Origin of the sequence: Rhizorhabdus histidinilytica (genome assembly GCF_900167915.1) — a bacterium.
Taxonomy (GTDB): domain Bacteria; phylum Pseudomonadota; class Alphaproteobacteria; order Sphingomonadales; family Sphingomonadaceae; genus Rhizorhabdus; species Rhizorhabdus histidinilytica.
On sequence record NZ_FUYM01000001.1, the window covers coordinates 456,101 to 472,262 of the forward strand.

16 protein-coding genes and 1 tRNA gene are annotated in these 16,162 nt (G+C 64.7%); 3 read left to right on the forward strand and 14 right to left on the reverse strand.

The features are described from left to right. Positions 1–4 precede the first annotated feature (4 nt). Positions 5–2,578, forward strand: a complete 2,574-nt coding sequence (locus B5X82_RS02220; RefSeq protein ID WP_079646392.1) for an HWE histidine kinase domain-containing protein — start codon at positions 5–7, stop codon at positions 2,576–2,578. 21 nt (positions 2,579–2,599) lie between these two features. Here the strand turns inward: B5X82_RS02220 and B5X82_RS02225 are convergent, their stop codons facing one another. The 3 genes from B5X82_RS02225 to B5X82_RS02235 all read right to left on the reverse strand — a co-directional run bounded on the left by B5X82_RS02225 (position 2,600) and on the right by B5X82_RS02235 (position 5,737). Beyond that, complete coding sequence (locus B5X82_RS02225; RefSeq protein ID WP_079646393.1) at positions 2,600–4,027, reverse strand: oligosaccharide flippase family protein; 1,428 nt, start codon at positions 4,025–4,027, stop codon at positions 2,600–2,602. Between the two features lie 89 nt (positions 4,028–4,116). Further along, on the reverse strand, positions 4,117–4,701 hold the full coding sequence (locus tag B5X82_RS02230; RefSeq protein WP_079646394.1) for a 2OG-Fe(II) oxygenase: 585 nt from the start codon (positions 4,699–4,701) through the stop codon (positions 4,117–4,119). A gap of 76 nt (positions 4,702–4,777) precedes the next feature. Further along, a complete protein-coding gene (locus B5X82_RS02235) occupies positions 4,778–5,737 on the reverse strand; it encodes an NAD(P)H-binding protein (protein ID WP_079646395.1) in 960 nt (319 codons plus the stop codon). A gap of 90 nt (positions 5,738–5,827) precedes the next feature. Between B5X82_RS02235 and B5X82_RS02240 the strand changes: the two genes are divergently transcribed. After that, the gene (locus B5X82_RS02240; RefSeq protein ID WP_079646396.1) at positions 5,828–6,718 is read left to right on the forward strand and encodes a LysR family transcriptional regulator; all 891 of its coding nucleotides are present in this window, start codon (positions 5,828–5,830) and stop codon (positions 6,716–6,718) included. Positions 6,719–6,728: 10 nt separating this feature from the next. Here B5X82_RS02240 and B5X82_RS02245 read toward each other — a convergent pair whose 3' ends face one another. Next, positions 6,729–7,340, reverse strand: a complete 612-nt coding sequence (locus B5X82_RS02245; protein WP_079646397.1) for a glutathione S-transferase family protein — start codon at positions 7,338–7,340, stop codon at positions 6,729–6,731. A 105-nt stretch (positions 7,341–7,445) separates the two neighbouring features. Between B5X82_RS02245 and B5X82_RS02250 the strand changes: the two genes are divergently transcribed. Further along, a complete protein-coding gene (locus tag B5X82_RS02250; RefSeq protein ID WP_079646398.1) occupies positions 7,446–8,147 on the forward strand; it encodes a helix-turn-helix transcriptional regulator in 702 nt (233 codons plus the stop codon). A gap of 155 nt (positions 8,148–8,302) precedes the next feature. On the opposite strand, the gene B5X82_RS02255 is transcribed toward B5X82_RS02250, so the two are convergent. From B5X82_RS02255 to dapB, 10 genes are all read right to left on the reverse strand, one after another. Continuing rightward, the gene (locus B5X82_RS02255; RefSeq protein WP_079646399.1) at positions 8,303–9,325 is read right to left on the reverse strand and encodes an alpha/beta fold hydrolase; all 1,023 of its coding nucleotides are present in this window, start codon (positions 9,323–9,325) and stop codon (positions 8,303–8,305) included. 29 nt (positions 9,326–9,354) lie between these two features. Continuing rightward, positions 9,355–9,660: an aldo/keto reductase gene (locus tag B5X82_RS02260; protein ID WP_079646400.1), complete on the reverse strand. Its 306-nt coding sequence runs from the start codon at positions 9,658–9,660 to the stop codon at positions 9,355–9,357. A gap of 9 nt (positions 9,661–9,669) precedes the next feature. Continuing rightward, positions 9,670–10,809: a DNA adenine methylase gene (locus B5X82_RS02265; RefSeq protein ID WP_079646401.1), complete on the reverse strand. Its 1,140-nt coding sequence runs from the start codon at positions 10,807–10,809 to the stop codon at positions 9,670–9,672. Then, positions 10,806–11,837, reverse strand: coding sequence for a hypothetical protein (locus B5X82_RS26170; protein ID WP_139385008.1), 1,032 nt, complete (start codon positions 11,835–11,837; stop codon positions 10,806–10,808). Before B5X82_RS26170 ends, B5X82_RS02265 begins: the two co-directional genes overlap by 4 nt. A gap of 281 nt (positions 11,838–12,118) precedes the next feature. Next, complete coding sequence (locus tag B5X82_RS02270) at positions 12,119–13,624, reverse strand: DGQHR domain-containing protein (protein ID WP_079646402.1); 1,506 nt, start codon at positions 13,622–13,624, stop codon at positions 12,119–12,121. 125 nt (positions 13,625–13,749) lie between these two features. Then, positions 13,750–14,022, reverse strand: coding sequence for a hypothetical protein (locus B5X82_RS02275; protein ID WP_139385009.1), 273 nt, complete (start codon positions 14,020–14,022; stop codon positions 13,750–13,752). Between the two features lie 60 nt (positions 14,023–14,082). Continuing rightward, a tRNA-Arg gene (locus B5X82_RS02280) sits at positions 14,083–14,159 on the reverse strand. A 62-nt stretch (positions 14,160–14,221) separates the two neighbouring features. Further along, positions 14,222–14,608 carry a hypothetical protein gene (locus B5X82_RS02285; RefSeq protein ID WP_079646404.1) on the reverse strand — a complete coding sequence of 129 codons (387 nt, stop codon included), beginning with the start codon at positions 14,606–14,608 and terminating at the stop codon, positions 14,222–14,224. An 88-nt stretch (positions 14,609–14,696) separates the two neighbouring features. Continuing rightward, the gene (gene nth / locus B5X82_RS02290) at positions 14,697–15,350 is read right to left on the reverse strand and encodes an endonuclease III (RefSeq protein ID WP_079646405.1); all 654 of its coding nucleotides are present in this window, start codon (positions 15,348–15,350) and stop codon (positions 14,697–14,699) included. Then, positions 15,347–16,105 (reverse strand): 4-hydroxy-tetrahydrodipicolinate reductase, encoded by a 759-nt coding sequence (gene dapB / locus B5X82_RS02295; protein WP_079646699.1) that lies wholly within the window; start codon positions 16,103–16,105, stop codon positions 15,347–15,349. Before dapB ends, nth begins: the two co-directional genes overlap by 4 nt. Positions 16,106–16,162 lie beyond the last annotated feature (57 nt).

Consider the following 16,162-nt stretch of genomic DNA (forward strand, 5'->3'; position numbering starts at 1 on the left):
GACATTGACGGCCACCCCAACCGACCAGCCCGACCTTACCGCATGTGACCGCGAGCCGATCCATCTCCTCGGCGCCGTCCAGAGCTTCGGGTTCCTGCTCGCCGTGTCCTCGGACTGGCTGGTCAGCCGGGCGTCGGAGAATCTGGCGGATCATGTCGGTACGGCATGGGATATCGCCCTGGGTCAGCCGCTCCATGCGGTACTGTCGCAGGATGCCGTCCACGACATCCGCAACCGCATCGCCTATCTCCAGGGCGAGGATTCGGTAGAGCGGCTGCTGCGGATTCGCCTCAAGCCGGACCTGCCCGAATATGACGTGGCGATCCACTTCAGCCGTGGATCGATCATCATCGAGGGCGAACCGAGCGGACCGGCGGGGCACGAGGATATTGGCATCACCGTCCGTTCGATGTTGATGCGGCAGAGCCAGTCCAGCTCGATGCAGAATTTCCAGCTCAACGCGGTGCGGCAGATCCGCGCGATCACCGGGTTCGACCGGGTGATGCTCTATCGCTTCGATCAGGACGGCGCGGGCGAGGTCGTGGCCGAGTCGGTCGCGTCGAAGCGCGAATCCTTCCTGGGCCTGCGCTATCCGGCGACCGATATCCCGCGCCAGGCGCGCGCCCTCTACCTGCGCAACGTGCTGCGCGTGATCGCCGACCTCCAGGATCCCGGCGCGCGGGTGCTGCCGGAGCGCGACCTGCACGGCCATCCGATCGACCTGTCGATGTCGGTGCTGCGGTCGGTGTCGCCGGTCCATATCGAATATCTCACGAACATGGGCGTGCGTGCCTCGCTGTCGATCTCGGTGGTCTGCGAGGGGCGATTGTGGGGGCTGATCGCCTGTCATCATCATGCGCCGCTGCGCCCGTCGCTCGAACAGCGCACCGCGGCCGAGCTGTTCGGCCGGATGTTCTCGATGATGCTCGAATCGCGCGAACGCGAGGAGACGGCCGGCTATGAGCAGCGGTCGCGGGCGATCGCCGACCGATTGATGGCGGTGGTCGCGCAGGACGCCAAGCTGCTCCATGATCCGGAATGGATCGGCGAGACCATCGGCGCCGCGATCCCGAACGACGGCATCGGCGTCTATCTCGACGGAAGGATCGCGCTGTCGGGCATGGCTCCCGATGAAGGCCAGTTCCGGGCGCTGATCCGCGATCTGAGCACCGGGGCGGCGTCGCAGATCGTGATCACCGATCATCTGTCGCAGCTGCACCCGCCGGCCGCCGCCTATGCCGAGCGTGCGGCGGGCATGCTCGCCATCCCGATCTCGCGCAGCCCGCGCGACTATGTCGTGCTGTTCAGGGCAGAGAAGGTCCGCTCGGTCCGCTGGGCCGGCGATCCGCAGAAGGCGATGGAGGAGGACGCCCATGGCGTGCGCCTGTCGCCGCGCAAGAGCTTCGAAGCCTGGCGTCAGCTCGTCCAGGGGGTCAGCGAGCCCTTCGCCGCGGCCGAGCGGCGCGTGGCGGAGGCCGTCCGCACGTCGCTGCTCGAAGTGGTGCTGCTGTTGTCGGAGGAGCGGGAGAGCGACCAGGCCAAGGCGCATGAGCGGCAGGACCTGCTGATCGCCGAGCTCAACCACCGCGTCCGCAACGTGCTCAGCCTCGTCCGCAGCCTGATCTCGCGGACCCGCGGCAGCGCGCAGAGCTATCAGGATTTCGCGGAGACGCTCGAGGGCCGAGTCCAGTCGCTGGCGCGGGCGCATGACCAGCTGACCATGAAGCGCTGGGGCCCGGCGGAGATCGAGCCGCTCGTCCGGGCGGAAGCCAGCGCCTATCTCGCCGACAATGGCGATCGCATCCGTCTGTCGGGGCCCCGCGTCCTGCTCGATCCGGCGGCCTTCAACACGCTATCGCTGGTGCTTCACGAGTTGATCACCAACTGCGCCAAATATGGCGCGCTCAGCGACAGCGGCCATGTCGACCTGCGCTGGAGCATCGACGGCGACGGGGCGTTGCTGATCAGCTGGCGCGAAACCGGCGGCCCGCCGGTCCGCGCCCCCGAACGCAGGGGCTTCGGCACGACGATCATCGAGCGGTCGATTCCCTACGATCTCGGCGGCCGGGCGCGGACGAGCTTTCGCCTGTCCGGCCTGGAGGCGGAATTCTCGATTCCCGGCCGGTTCGTCACGATCGGCAGCGGTGTGGTCGGCGATGCCGATACCGCCCGATCCGAGCCCGACCTCATGACGGCGGCCGAGGATTTCCCCCGCACCGTGTTGCTGGTCGAGGACAGCATGCTGATCGCGCTCGACGTCGAGGATGCGCTGAAGTCGCTCGGCGCCCGCCGGGTCGTGACCGCCTCGTCGGTGCGCCAGGCGCGCGACGCGATCGCCGACGGCGCGATCGATTTCGCGATCCTCGACATCAACCTGGGGACGGATTCGAGCCTGTCGGTGGCCGAGGAACTGCGCGCGGCGGGCATCCCCTTCCTGTTCGCCAGTGGCTATGGCGAACAGGCGCAGCTCTCGACCGAGTTCGCGCACGAGGAGGTGATCTCCAAGCCCTATGGGCGGACGGAGATCGCCGAGGCGGTTCATCGCATGCGGGTGAAAGGCGGCGCGGGGACGGCCTGATCCCGTCTGGCGTGCGCGGTCTCAGTGCCGTACGAGCCTCCACAAGGCGGTGATCACCGACCGCTGGAAGACGAGCAGCGCGGCGATCCACACCGCCGCCAGGATCGCCGCCGCCTCGATCACCGCTGAAATGGGATGCGTCGGGATGCCGCCGCCGCGGGCCGCGTCGATGGCGATGCCGGCGGCGGCCACCACCGCGCAGATCGCAATGGACGGCAGCAGGCTCGCCAGCACCTCACGCACCGTGAACAGCTTCAGCCGCGCGCCGAGGCGGATCGCCGCCGCCGCATAGACCAGCGAGACGCCTACCGTTCCTACCGCGACCAGGACGATGTCTGTCCGGCTCAGCATCGCCAGCATGACGACGCGCGCGCCTTGCTCGCAAATACTGAGCAGGAACAGCTGGCGGGCATGGCCGAGTCCCGAGAGCGAAGCGCCCAGCACCACGAACTGGCCGGTGATCGCCGCCGCCACGCAGACCCACGGCGCTGGCGCGATCGAGGCCTGCCACTGCCAGCCGTAGAGCCCGATCAGGATCGGTGCCGACTGGGTGGCGATGCCGATCATGATGGGGGAGAAGATGCAGCCGAACAGCCGCATCCGAAGCAGCAGCGTGGTGCGCGCGTCCACGCCGCGGCGCATCTCGTGCGCGACCAGCGGGGCGAGGATGCTGAGCACCGGCGGCGCGGCATAGTTCCACAGCATGCGCGGCAGCATCTCCGCCCTGTCGAGGAAAGCTGCGGGGGCGATGCCGAGCGAGCGGCCGACGAACAGCTCGTTGAGGCGCGGGCCGATCTGGTTGAGCAGCGTGCTCCCCAGCACCCAGCCGGTGAAGGAGGAGATCGATCGCCAATGGACGAGGGCCGGGCGGAAGACGAAGCCGGCCGGTCGGCTGGCGAGCATCACCCCCAGGCTGATGACCCCGCCGACCAGCGTCGCATAGGCCATCGACAGCGTGCCCCAGCCGAGGAAGGCGAGGGCGACGGCGGTTCCCGCGCTGGCGGCGGCTCCGGCCAGGGTGGCGCCCATGATCGCCTTGAAGCGCAGCGCGCGATTGAGCAGGCCGTGGGCGAGCACCTGGAAAGGCGCGAGCAGATAGGTGAAGGCGACGATCCGCAGCACGTCGGCGATCACCGCCGCGCGGTAGAAGGCGGCGATCAGCGGCGCGGCGGCGAAGATCAGCAGCGCGAAGCCGAAGCTGGCGATCATCGCCAGTCCGAGCGCGGTGCGGATGCGGGTCTGGTCGAGCTCGGGCGCCGAGACAAGGAACATGTTGATGCCGGCGCTGCGCAGTGTCTGCGCGATCATCACCGCCGCCAGTGCGATCGAGAAGGCGCCCAGCTCGTGCGGCGACAGCAGGCGGGCGACGATCAGGCTGGCGGAAAAGTCGATGACGAACTGGACCGCGGTCTGGATGCCGACGATCCGCGCCATCGCGCTGCCGCTCATGCTCAAAAGCCGTCATCCTTCCCCAGAGGTGCGTCGGCGACGCTACAGCCCATGATCCGCTTCGTGAAGATGGCGCGGTACGACCCTCGTCAGGGGCGATAATGGCGAACGTCGCGGGTGAACCAGGTGCTGAGCGTCACACGGTCGCTACCGACCACCGGCTTCACCCCGTGAGTGGCGCGCTCATCGCTGGGATAGAAGACCAAGGTGCCGGTCCGGGGCGTGCTGACATAATAGCCCCCATGTTCGTTGCGGATGAAGGTCTCGTCGCCCGAATAGTCGTAATTACAATAGGTTACAGCCGAATAGTGACGACAGCTCATAAGTTCGTGGTCGCCGGGATAGCCGTCGTCCTTATGCTCGTCCATGCTCTTGCCAGGCCGCCAGCGGACGAGATCGGTGAAGTGCGGAAAGACGATCTCGCGCACCGCGAGGCAGATGAGCTGGGCGACCATCAGCCGATAGCCGCCGATCAGGTGGCGCAGCTCGCCCTCCTCCCAATGGTCGAAGGCGAAGGTATCGCTGTCTTGCCAGGGGAGCTTGGCGGGGTCGGCCGCGCCCTCGGGCTTCTGGGTGTGGCTGTGCGACAATGTGCAGAGCCGTGCGCAGATCGCCGGGTTCAGCGCGCCGTCGAAGCGGTGGATCATCGCCGATCCGGTATCGACCTTCTGCACGCCCGCCGCCCCCTGATGCCGCCGCCCTCACCGGGATTAGGGCCGGAGCCCGGGCGAGCACAAGCGGGATCGCCGGTCAGGCCCGTTCCGCCAGGCAGCCTAGCGCGGCCAGCGTCGCCCGGACGGCCGTATCGAGCGGGGTGTGCGGCTCGTCGCCGAGGACCGCGACCAGCCGGCGATTGTCGAGCCGCACCGGCTGCTGCCACAAATAGCGCATCTCCAGCAGCTCGCGCAGCAGCGGCACGGCGGGGGAGGCGAGGCGCATCGCCCACCAGGGCAGCGGCCGGACCGGCACCGCTGGCGCGCGGAGCGCACGGCGGATGGCGTCCGTCATCCGGCTGCCGTCCGGGTCCCAATGGCCGTCCATGTGGAAGCGGGCGAAGGGCTCGAGATCGTCGCGCTCGGCGAGCCGCACCATGGTTTCGGCGACGTCGGGCAGATAGGCCCATTGGTGGCCGACGCCCGGCTTGCCAGGACGACGGATCACGCGCGGGCGGCGGCCGGGCCGGACAATCCCCTGGCCGAACCAGTTGTTGCCCGGCTGCGGCCCGAAGAAGTCGCCCGCCCGCACGATCAGCGCGCGGGCGGTGCCCGTGGTGGTGGCCTCGGCGAGGCGCCGTTCCAGCTCGACCCTGATGCGCCCCTTGGCGGTGGGCGCGTGCTGGGGCGCCTCCTCGCCGATCAGGGGGAAGGCGTCGGGGCCGTAATTATAGAGGGTTCCCGGCAGCAGGATGCGTGCACCGTTCGCTTGTGCCGCCGTGATGCTGTTGTCGATCATCGGCAGGACGAGCCTGTCCCAGTCGCGATAGCCGGGCGGATTGACGGCATGGACGATCAGCGCCGCGTCCCGTGCCGCCGCCGCCACGTCGGTCGCGACCATCGCGTCGCCGCCGATCCAGGCGAAGGCCGGGTCGCGGGCCGGATCGGGGCGGCGATGCAGCGCCCGTACCCGCCAGCCGCGTGCCGCCAGCCCGCGCGCCACCGCGCCGCCAATGCCGCCGGTCGCGCCCAATATGAGCGCCGTTCGTTCGATCATGCCGTCCTCCTTCGATGCCGGGGGTGAGGATCGGCGGATCGGCCATGATGGAAAATTGTGGAAATATCTGGTTCTGCTATACGGAAATAGATGAACTCGGAACCGGATTGGGACCTGTACCGCAGCTTCGCGGCCGTACTGCGCGAAGGATCCCTGTCGGGCGCCGCGCGCAGCCTGGGGCTGACCCAGCCGAGCGTCGCGCGCCATGTCGACGCGTTGGAGGCGGCGATCGGGACGACGCTGTTCCTGCGCACCCAGCGCGGCCTTTCGCCGACCGATGCCGCGCTGCGGCTGAAGCCTCATGTCGAAGCGCTGGTCGCCACCTCGGCCGCGTTGCTGCGGGCGGCCGCCGACCATGCGGGCCAGGTGCGGGGAACGGTGCGGATCAGCGCCAGCGAGGTCGTCGGCGTCGAACATCTGCCGCCGATCCTCGCCGAGCTGCGGCGGCGGCACCCCGCGCTTGGCATCGAACTGGTGCTGTCCAACAGCATCGACGACCTGCTCGGCCGGCAGGCGGACATCGCGATCCGGATGGTCGAGCCGGTCCAGCAGGCGCTCGTCACCCGCAAGGTTGGCGCGGTCGAGGTGGGGCTGCACGCCCGCCGTGACTATCTCGACCGGTGCGGTGTGCCGGAGACGATGGAGGCCCTGGCCGGCTACGACCTGATCGGCTTCGATGCCGAGACCCCGGCGATCCGCGCCATGGCAGGTCGTTATCCGATGCTCCGTCGCCGCTTGTTCGCGCTGTGTGCCGACAGCGACCTTGCCCAGCTCGCGGCGATCCGCGCCGGCTTCGGCATCGGCTTCTGCCAGGTCCAGGTCGCACGCCGCTCCCCGGAGCTGGTTCGCGTGCTCGAACACGACTGCGCCATCGAGCTGGGGCTGTGGATCGTGATGCATGAGGACCTGCGCGCCAGCGCATCGTGCCGGGCGGCGTTCGATGCGCTGGCGGCCGGCCTGGGGGCGATCGCGCGAGGCTAGACCTGGAGGTTCAGGCGGCCTGCTGCAGTCCCGAGGCGTCGTCGAGGGCGAGCGCCCGGATCGCGGCGGGGCGTTCGCGGCAGCGGGCCATATAGGCGTCGATGGTCGGGCTCTCGGGAAAGACCTGGCGTCCGAAGGCGAGCGCGCTCGCGATCAGCAGGTCGGCGCCGGTGAAGCGATCGCCCATCATATAGGGGCCCTGCGCCAGCGCCTGCTCGATCCGCCGGACGACCTGCGCATGATAGCGCTGGCGCATCGGCGCGCGTTCCAGCTCACCGGTCATGGCGGCGACCATCGCCGGCTCCATCTCCGCCGCATACCAGGCGAGCCAGGTGAGATAGGCGCCGCGCTGCGCATCGCCGGGAAGCGGCCCGAGCCCGGCTTCGGGGAATGCCTCCGTCAGGTAGAGGACGATCGCCACCGATTCGGCGGCGAGGTTGCCGTCATGCGCGATGGCGGGGACGCGCTGGTCGGGGTGCGGGTTGCCCGGATCGGGGGCGCCCTCGCCGGTCATCGGGCGAAAGATCGACACAGGCCTGATCTCATAGGGGGCGCCGATCTCCTCCAGCAGCCAGATCATTCGGGACGAACGGGATTGCGGCGCGTGATAGAGCGTGATCATGGCGGATGTTCCTTCCTTCTCGCCGTCGCCGGACGGCTTGCCCGGCGCGACGATCCCGTATTAGACCACCCCTGCTGACAGCATATTGTCAGTAGGGAGACGGGTATGCGTCGCGCCGACAGGCTGTTCCAGATCATCCAGATACTGCGGCGCTCGAACCGCGCGATCACCGCCGCCGACATCGCCGGGGAACTGGAGGTGTCGCCGCGCACCGTCTATCGCGACATCGCCGACCTGATCGGGCAGCAAGTGCCGATCCGCGGTGAGGCGGGCTTCGGCTATATCCTTGACGACGCCTTCGACATGCCGCCGCTGATGCTGACGCCCGACGAGATCGAGGCGGCGGTGCTCGGCGCGCAATGGGTGGCCGGGCGGGGCGATCCTGTCCTGGCCGGCGCCGCGCGCGACCTGATCGCCAAGATCAGCTCGGTCGTTCCCGAACGATTGCGCTCCTATGCGATGCTGCCCGCGACCGCGGCGCGCCCGGCCCGCGCGCCGCGCGACGGGATCGACATCGCCCGGACCCGGTCGGCGATCCATGAGGGACGCAAGATCAGGATCGACTATCGCGACGAGCATGGGCAGGCGACCAGCCGCGTGATCTGGCCGGTCGTCATCGGCTTCTTCGACAGCGCCCGGATGCTCGCGGCTTGGTGCGAGCTGCGCCAGAATTTCCGCCATTTCCGAACCGATCGCGTGGTCTCGGCCGAGTTCCTCGACGACCGCCACGGCGCCCGCCCCGGCGAACTGCGCCAGCGCTGGAAGCGTCATATGGCGGAGAAGCACGGGGCCTCCTTTTCGGGGTAGGGCGGCGGACGGCCTCCTGATCAGGCGTGGTCCAGCGCGCTATGCCATGGCCGCGACAGGGTCGGTCGCGTCGCTCACGCGCCCGGCCCGCGCGCGGAGAACCCTTTCGATCCTGGTCATGATATGCTCCTTTTCGTTTGATTGGGTGGTCATTCTCAAAGCCGATCGACGTCGATGACGGCCTTGGCGAATTGCTCTGGTGCTTCCTGCGGCGCATTGTGGCCGATGCCGCCGGTGAACAGCCGGTGCTCATATTTGCCGGTGAAGCGCTTGGCGTAGGCGGACGGATCGGGATGCGGTGCGCCGTTGGCGTCGCCCTCTATCGTGATGGTCGGCACGCCGATGCTGGGGAACCCCGCGAGCTTCTTCTCGATTTCGTCGAACCTTGGCTCGCCCTGCACGAGGCCAAGCCGCCAGCGATAATTGTGGATCGAGACCGCGACATGGTCGGGATTGTCCAGAGCCGCTGCCGAGCGGGCGAAAGTAGCGTCGTCGAACCTCCACCGCGGCGAAGCCAGTTCCCAGATCAGACGGGCAAAGTCGTGGGTGTATTTGGCGTAACCGGCGGCGCCTCGCTTGGTGGCGAAATAATATTGGTACCACCACTGCAATTCAGCCTTCGGCGGCAGCGGCGTCTTGTTCAATTCCTGGCTGCCGATGAGATAGCCGCTGACGGAGACCAGCGCCTTGCAGCGCTCGGGCCAGAGTGCGGCGATAATGTCCGCGGTCCGTGCGCCCCAGTCATAGGCGCCGATCACGGCCTTCTCGATCCTCAGCGCATCCATGAAGGCAATGATGTCGACGGCGAGTGCCGCCTGCTGACCGTTGCGCGGGGTTTCGGCCGAGAGAAAGCGGGTGGTGCCGTAGCCGCGCAGATAAGGCACGATCACCCGGTATCCGGCTCTGGCCAGGAGCGGCGCGACATCGACGTAGCTGTGGATGTCGTAGGGCCAACCGTGCAGGAGCAGCACCGGCGGACCATCCGACGGGCCGTCCTCGGCATATCCGACATCGAGAACACCGGTCTTGATCTGCTTCAGCGAAGCAAAGGTGGTGTGGCCACTCGTCGCCGGTGTCTGAGCGCGAACGCCGCTGAGAGCGCCGAGCTGCGCGAAGGCGACGCCGAGTGCGAGAGTGTTCAGGATATTGCGGCGGGACTGATCGATATTGTCAGACATGGTGCTGCTCCTGGTTCGAGGGTGAGGGATCAGTGTCCGAGCGTCGCCAGCATTCCCGGCGAATAGCGCTCGCCAGCGGCGGCGCCGAACGGGGCGGCCTGTTCCAGCGCGGCGAGTTCATCGGCCGACAGGGTGATGTCGGCGGCGGCGATGTTCTCTTCGAGATATCTGATGCGCCGCGTGCCGGGGATCGGCACGGTTCCTGCCTGCATCGTCCAGGCGATTGCGAGTTGCGACGGCCTAACGCCCTTCGCTTGCGCAATCTCCGTTAGACGCTCGACCAGCCGCAGATTGGCTTGCAGGTTCTCGCCCTGGAAACGCGGATCCGAGATGATGGAAAGCGTTTAAATCTGTAGCGGCTTCAGCGTAATGATCAGCTCTTCAGAATCCTGACGCGCGCCTCGATGCTTGTGATCACCTCCCAGCGTCGAAAACCTTGATAGAACGTGCGTTTTTACAACGCGGAAGTTGCTCTTAGCCAGTTCCGCAATGCGCGCGCCGCTTAATCGGTTCGAGGTTTCGGCTAAGGGAAAAGTGATGATCGCCGTCGCATTGGCCGCAGCTATGCGGTCCAGCAATTCGACTATCGCAGCCTCCGAGCGTGTGGGTATCGAGTAATCGGAGGAGGGACGGAGATGGGGTTCTGGATACCTTCCTGTGCCCGATACATCGCCAACGGAGCCACGCGCGATGCTTTCAAGAACGTGATAAAAGCGGCTGTAATGCACGCTGGAGTATGGCGGATCGAGGAAAGCGACATCTCCCTTTTTGAGCTTCCGCGCCACCGCATTAGCATCCGCCGGATACGCGCTTCCCTTTTTCACCGCATGACGTTCGCAAAGAGCGCTCGCGCTTACCGTGACCTGCGCCACGATATCGCGTTGCCATGCCTCCAACAGAAACGGCGCGGCCCGCGTGTCAGGTTTGAATGGTTGAGCAGTATGCCCCGGCGCAGCTACACATCGGCTAGCGGCTTGCACTACCGCAGCGACGGCCACATCAAACCATGCAGCGTCGGGGTTGGCTTCTTCGCGCAGAGAGTTGAGAAGAAGCGCTTGCCAGGGCGAATAATACCAACCGCCATACGCGCGGACGAAATCTGAGGAAGATGCAGCCGAGAGTTGCCGCGCTCGTTCAGCCTGCTTAGGCAGCTTATCAAGGGCAAGACGGTTTTGCAGGTTCGCAAACGCTATGGCGTTCGGATCGCGCTCCGCCCGCGCAATCGCTGAGGCGATCCAGGTCGGCACCCATTCCTCAAACGAGAGAGGCTTATCCCGCTTGATCACGGCACGAGCGAGCGTAGCAGCATATTGTTGGAGGTCTGTGGCGATCACCTTGACGGGATAATTTTCGGCAACATGGTGGGCGACCGAACCCGATCCGGTGAACATATCAAAGAAACGATCGCAATCGACGAGTTCTCTTTCCAGAACGTCACCCAAGCCGCCTAAAAGCATCGATCGCTTTGAGCCCATATATTTCATGCACAGAGGCTCCACACGGCAATTCGTTCTGCCTCGGTAATGAGCGGCATTCCGTTGTTGTTAGCGGTTTTCCAGCTCATAAGATCAGCGGGTGCGGGCAATCTAGATCGACCCAGATCATCCATCGCCACTCGGATATCGTCCCAAAGCCCTGAACCGTCGCCAAGCGGCGTTGTGGCACTACAAAATCCACGCAATTGAGCGTAGTTTTCTAGCCAAACTTGAAGGTCTCCCGTAGCGGTATTCACCCCCGCTTCGGACAGCGAAGTGTGGGTGAATGCCATAGCCGTCCGAAGCAGCATGAGCGCACGAGATAGCATTTGCAGTGGGGTAGCGGGCGTCGTTCCGGCGTCCGCATATCGAATGATCTCTAAGTTAGTAGCCTCAGTGTTCCCGACGAGAAAATCCTGCGAGCAAAGTCCCCTGATGGTGGCTGGCAAATTCCCGTACTGCGCAGGGATTGATCCCGCCGATGGTGGCGTACCCGGATTGGTCGCCTCATGCTGCGCCCATAGAATTCGTCGCAACAGGAAGCGATCGAGATTATCGAAGCCGGCACTTCCCGAAGGTTCAAACATTCGCCACGCGCGCTGCACAAAGCGCAAGTTTGTCGCGGTTCTCATCGGCAATGGGTTCAGCGCGTGCGGAGCGTAGCTTGATGTGTTCCGAAAATTCCTGTCAGTTTGGCCTCGCTTGAGATCGATCCCCCAAGCGTTGATGAGCCCTCCCACCGTCGCAGTTGAGATAAATCCCGGCCATATGGTTTCTAGTATGTCTCGTAGGGGCGCGTGCCTCACCTTAATGAGATCCAGAAACGACTGGGATAGCACGGGGTTTTTGCTCCAATCATCCAGAGCAGACCAAACCACCTCGTGTGTTCCCATTCCCCTACGCGACGTTTTCTTGGTTGGATCGATGCGAACGATGGCTCCCGCATTATCCACCGCAAAGTTGATCCCGTTGAACAACCCCACGCCTAAATTCGCCATGATGCAAAGACCGGCGCGAAGCTGGGCATAGTAGGCCATATGCCGACAGCCGTGTGCATCGCCCGCAAGGAGTGCATTTAGCCCGCGAGCAGCGAACGACCACCCATCAATACAGTGGCTGGGAATTGACACAGCGACAGCTTCAATGAGCTGAGCGGCAGGCAAAGCGGATACCGCCGTCCAGTTGTTGGGAAGCTCTCCATGGGGCGCGGAATGTCCCGCCGAAAGCCAGGCGTCCGGGTTGGCGTCTTTGACGCGAGCCAAAGTGGCGACAACATGGCTACGGGATGCCGCTGCGAGCGCGGTTGAGTTAAGAGGCATCAGGCCATTTTTGCGAGCAAGTCTGCCGCAACCCCTCCAACTGCGGTGCCCTGCTCGGTGGCGAGGCTTTTCAAAACCTCGATCTTGAGCGCGGTGTATCCGCCGCTTCCTCGGAATGATCGCTTCAGAACTTCTTCTTCGCTGTCTTTAACACCGGGGCCATCGAGCGAGCGCCAATCGAACGCCACAATTCCCTTCGCCAAGTTTGTGATTTCCTCAGCGAACGGAGCTTTATCGATTGATTCAAAGGCTGCGGATGCTTCGACGGGGAACGAGGCATCTTCGATATTCGGCGCACGCCAATCGTATAAATTCCAGTCATCCACCGCGTGCACGAAAATGTCGTTCGCGACGCTAAGGGTCGCACGGAGCCCCATATCCTGGTTGAGGAGAGATGTCCGGTCTATGAGAGGTCGATTTCGCTCGCCCTTATATTGGCGTGTCCACCAATGGCGTGCCCCTGTCTCGATCTCCGAGGCAATTTCCTGCCAAAGTTTTAGGAGGAATGCGCCTTGTTGACCGCGCGACCAAGGCAGAGGCATGTCATCTTCGCCGAGGTTGGCCTGAAATAATCCCTTTGTTCCGGCACCCTTTCCGGTGCTCAAGAAGCTAGCTGTCAGCGCCTTGACCCAAGCGTTCTGGCTTACCCCAACAACGCCTTTCTCGCCGAGCATATTGATCCGATGATGCCAAACGCTTTTCTCGTGCGTGTACATCAGCTCGGTCAGTTCTTGCGCCCGAGCCTCACGATAGACATTCAGCTCCCCAAACTGTTCCAGCCAATCTTGAGTCCGCAAAAGGGGATAGAGGTCGAAGGCGTGGCTTTTGTTAATGCGCTTTGGTGAGACGTTAATCGACCAAAAAAGATATGCCTGCCATGCGACATCCAACCCTTTAAAAGCCACAACGGGGAGTTCGAAATCATCTGGTATTCCAGAATCATCATTCCCGAAAGACCATAGACGGTGCTGCCCATCGATAACTTCGAAGGGAGCGAGATAGTCGCTGGATTTTGCGTCGATCTCGGGCACAGTAATTTCCACACTCGCGCCGTTTGATGTGACCTGTACGAGATGGTCGTCATTAAGCGTATGGCCGCGCCGAGAGGTGCCTTTTTCGAGGATGTTGATTACGATCGCCGTCGGAAGCCAGCCCGGCTTTTTTAGATGAGCGTGTTCCTTGTTCCGCATTGGAGCGGCAAGGTCGCCATACGGATAACCGTACCGCACGTATCGCTGAATTCGAGCGGTACGGTTAGTATCCTGAGCCCTTTGGACGCCCTCAGAAATGTTACCGTCGTACTTTCGACGATAAACGTCACTGAGATTTCTTAAATCTCCTGCCTTCATGCTAAATAGGTAAATGTATGGCTCGGGCTTCTTCCAACTTCCATTAGATACGGAAGAGTAGTTATCCCAATCCTGAAGCCACTGCTTAAAACGGAGCGCGGGAACCGTTTGCGCGGCAACGTGGATATTTTCTTCAACGTCTTCGTCGCCAGCCATTGGATTTCTTTTCTCGCCCCTAAATTCGTCGGATCAAGCTATTTTTAGGCCATTCTGATGCATCTCGTTACGGGATGCAATCCTGACAATAAACCGAAACGGTGGGGATTTGGGGGCGGGGCGACCTATTGCGCGAGGGTGTATAGGGGCGCGTGAAAGCCCTTCTCCTCCATCGGTTGGCTGGTTCCAGGATCACTAACGTCGATGCGTTCGTGATCTTTGCCGCGCATTAAGTCCGCCGGGGTAAGCAGGCGAATCAAAACGACCATAGCGATGAACGTCAATGCGACCTCGCCGCGCATCGTCTCAAGCCAGATGCCTTTCGCGATCATAGGCGCATTGCCAGCGGGGCGATCGGCGATGTCGGAAGAAGGGATGCAAATGGGCGCAAATCCCACCCTGTTTTCCGTACGCACTCCGTACGAAATGCGACTGAACCATCTAAGTCATTGAAATATTGGCGCACCCGAAGGGATTCGAACCCCTGGCCTCTGCCTTCGGAGGGCAGCGCTCTATCCAGCTGAGCTACGGGTGCGTCGAGGGGCGCTTAGCAAAGCGATCCGCGAACCGCCAGCGCAATTTCGGATTGTGCCGCAGCTATTTCGGCGCGCCCGTGATCGGCTGGAACTTGCCGAGGCCGCAGCTCGCGCCCTGCGGGACCGGCGGGGTGCGCAGCACGGTGATGATGTCGACCGAGCAGAGCTGCGACAGCGAGGTCGCATAGCCGAAGCGCTCCTCGAAGCCGAGGCCGGGGCAGCTTTGCGGCAGGACGTTGCGGTAGACCTTGCCGCCCGTCATGTAGAAGTCGATCGTTCGGTCGTCGCGGACGCGGGTGTTGCGGATCGAGCGGAGCGGGATGCAGTTCTCGGCCGGGCCGGCCGGCTTGATCTTCGCTTCCTGCTCGGGCTTCAGCGGCCGGGCGTCGGCCGTCATTCCGCTGGCGGCCAGTATCAGTGCCGCCGCGCCCGCGATCATCCTGCTCATCGCCGTCTCCTGTCGCCGTCGGGCACATCGTCCCGCTGGTCGCGCGAATATATTCCCGAATCGCCGCGATGGTTACGGAAAAAGCCGATCAGGCCGCCTGGGCGGCGGGTGGCGGAGTCTTGGGCTTGAACGCGCACAGGTCCGCGACCGGGCAACGCCAGCATTCGGGCCTGCGCGCCTTGCAGATGTAGCGGCCGTGCAGGATCAGCCAGTGATGCGCGCCCTGCAGGAAGGGTTTGGGCGTCACCTTCTCCAGCTTGAGCTCGACCTGGAGGACGTTCTTGCCCGGGGCCAGGCCGGTACGGTTGGCGACGCGGAAGATATGCGTGTCGACCGCGATGGTCTCGGCCCCGAAGGCGGTGTTCATCACCACGTTCGCCGTCTTGCGGCCGACACCGGGCAGCTCCTCCAGCGCCTCGCGGTCGCGCGGCACCTCGCCGCCATATTTGTCGACCAGGATGCGGGCGGCGGCGATGACGTTCTTCGCCTTGGTGTTGAACAGGCCGATCGTCTTGATGTGCTGCTTGAGCCCTTCCTCGCCCAGCTCGAGCATCTGCTGCGGCGTGGTGACCTTGGCGAACAGCGGGCCGGTCGCCTTGTTCACCCCGACGTCGGTCGCCTGCGCCGACAGTGCCACCGCGACCAGCAGCGTATAGGGGTTCACATAGTTGAGCTCGGTCTCCGGCGCGGGGTCGTTCTCCGCGAGCCGCCGGTAGAATTCGAAGATGTCCGCCTTCTTCATAGGCCGAGCACGTCGCCCATCGCGTAGCGGCCGGCGGGGCGACCCGCCATCCACAGGCAGGCCTTGACCGCGCCGCGCGCGAAGATGGCCCGATTCTCGGCGCGGTGGCCCAGCTCGATCCGCTCATTGTCGGTCGCGAACACGACCATATGGTCGCCCGCGACCGATCCGCCGCGTAAGGAGGCATAGCCGATCGTGCCTTCCTCGCGCGGGCGGTCGTTGCCATGGCCGATCCGGTCGAAGCGGTTGAGCGCTTCCGGGGTCGCGTTGCGGCCCTGCGCGGCGAAGGTGCCGAGCAGCAGCGCGGTACCCGACGGGGCGTCGACCTTGTGGCGATGGTGCATCTCGACGATCTCGATGTCCCAGTCGGAGCCGAGCCGCGCCGCCGTCTCGCGCACCAGATGGGCGAGGATGTTGACGCCGAGCGAGGTGTTCGCCGACTGGAGCACCGCCAGTCCGCGTCCGGCGGCGTCGTCGATCAGATGGTGATGCTCGGACTGGAGGCCGGTGGTGCCGACCACCAGCGCGACCTTCGCCGCCAGCGCGGCGTCGAGATGGCCGGCCAGCGCGGACGGTGCCGAGAAGTCGACGAGCACGTCGCTGGCGGCGGCGAGCGCGGCGACGTCGCCATGCGGGCCGAACACCGCGCCGTCCTGGTCGACGCCGCCGGCGAGGCCGGCGCCCAGTTCGGGCGCCACGGCGGCGATCGCGCGGCCCATCCGTCCGTTCGCGCCCAAAATCCCGATCACCGTCATGCCATGCCCCTCGTCTTCGTCGCGCGCTTCATGGCGGGCGCCGCCGCCCGGCGCAAG

Excerpts from the sequence above, each read along its gene's own strand:
- B5X82_RS02265 (WP_079646401.1), bottom strand. The coding sequence starts at position 10,809 with ATGAAATATATGGGCTCAAAGCGATCGATGCTTTTAGGCGGCTTGGGT.
- B5X82_RS02285 (WP_079646404.1), bottom strand. The coding sequence starts at position 14,608 with ATGAGCAGGATGATCGCGGGCGCGGCGGCACTGATACTGGCCGCCAGC.
- dapB (WP_079646699.1), bottom strand. The coding sequence starts at position 16,105 with ATGACGGTGATCGGGATTTTGGGCGCGAACGGACGGATGGGCCGCGCG.
- B5X82_RS02245 (WP_079646397.1), bottom strand. The coding sequence starts at position 7,340 with ATGATCACGCTCTATCACGCGCCGCAATCCCGTTCGTCCCGAATGATC.
- nth (WP_079646405.1), bottom strand. The coding sequence starts at position 15,350 with ATGAAGAAGGCGGACATCTTCGAATTCTACCGGCGGCTCGCGGAGAAC.
- B5X82_RS02250 (WP_079646398.1), top strand. The coding sequence starts at position 7,446 with ATGCGTCGCGCCGACAGGCTGTTCCAGATCATCCAGATACTGCGGCGC.
- B5X82_RS02270 (WP_079646402.1), bottom strand. The coding sequence starts at position 13,624 with ATGGCTGGCGACGAAGACGTTGAAGAAAATATCCACGTTGCCGCGCAA.
- B5X82_RS02225 (WP_079646393.1), bottom strand. The coding sequence starts at position 4,027 with ATGAGCGGCAGCGCGATGGCGCGGATCGTCGGCATCCAGACCGCGGTC.
- B5X82_RS02240 (WP_079646396.1), top strand. The coding sequence starts at position 5,828 with ATGAACTCGGAACCGGATTGGGACCTGTACCGCAGCTTCGCGGCCGTA.
- B5X82_RS02235 (WP_079646395.1), bottom strand. The coding sequence starts at position 5,737 with ATGATCGAACGAACGGCGCTCATATTGGGCGCGACCGGCGGCATTGGC.
- B5X82_RS26170 (WP_139385008.1), bottom strand. The coding sequence starts at position 11,837 with ATGGCCTACTATGCCCAGCTTCGCGCCGGTCTTTGCATCATGGCGAAT.
- B5X82_RS02255 (WP_079646399.1), bottom strand. The coding sequence starts at position 9,325 with ATGTCTGACAATATCGATCAGTCCCGCCGCAATATCCTGAACACTCTC.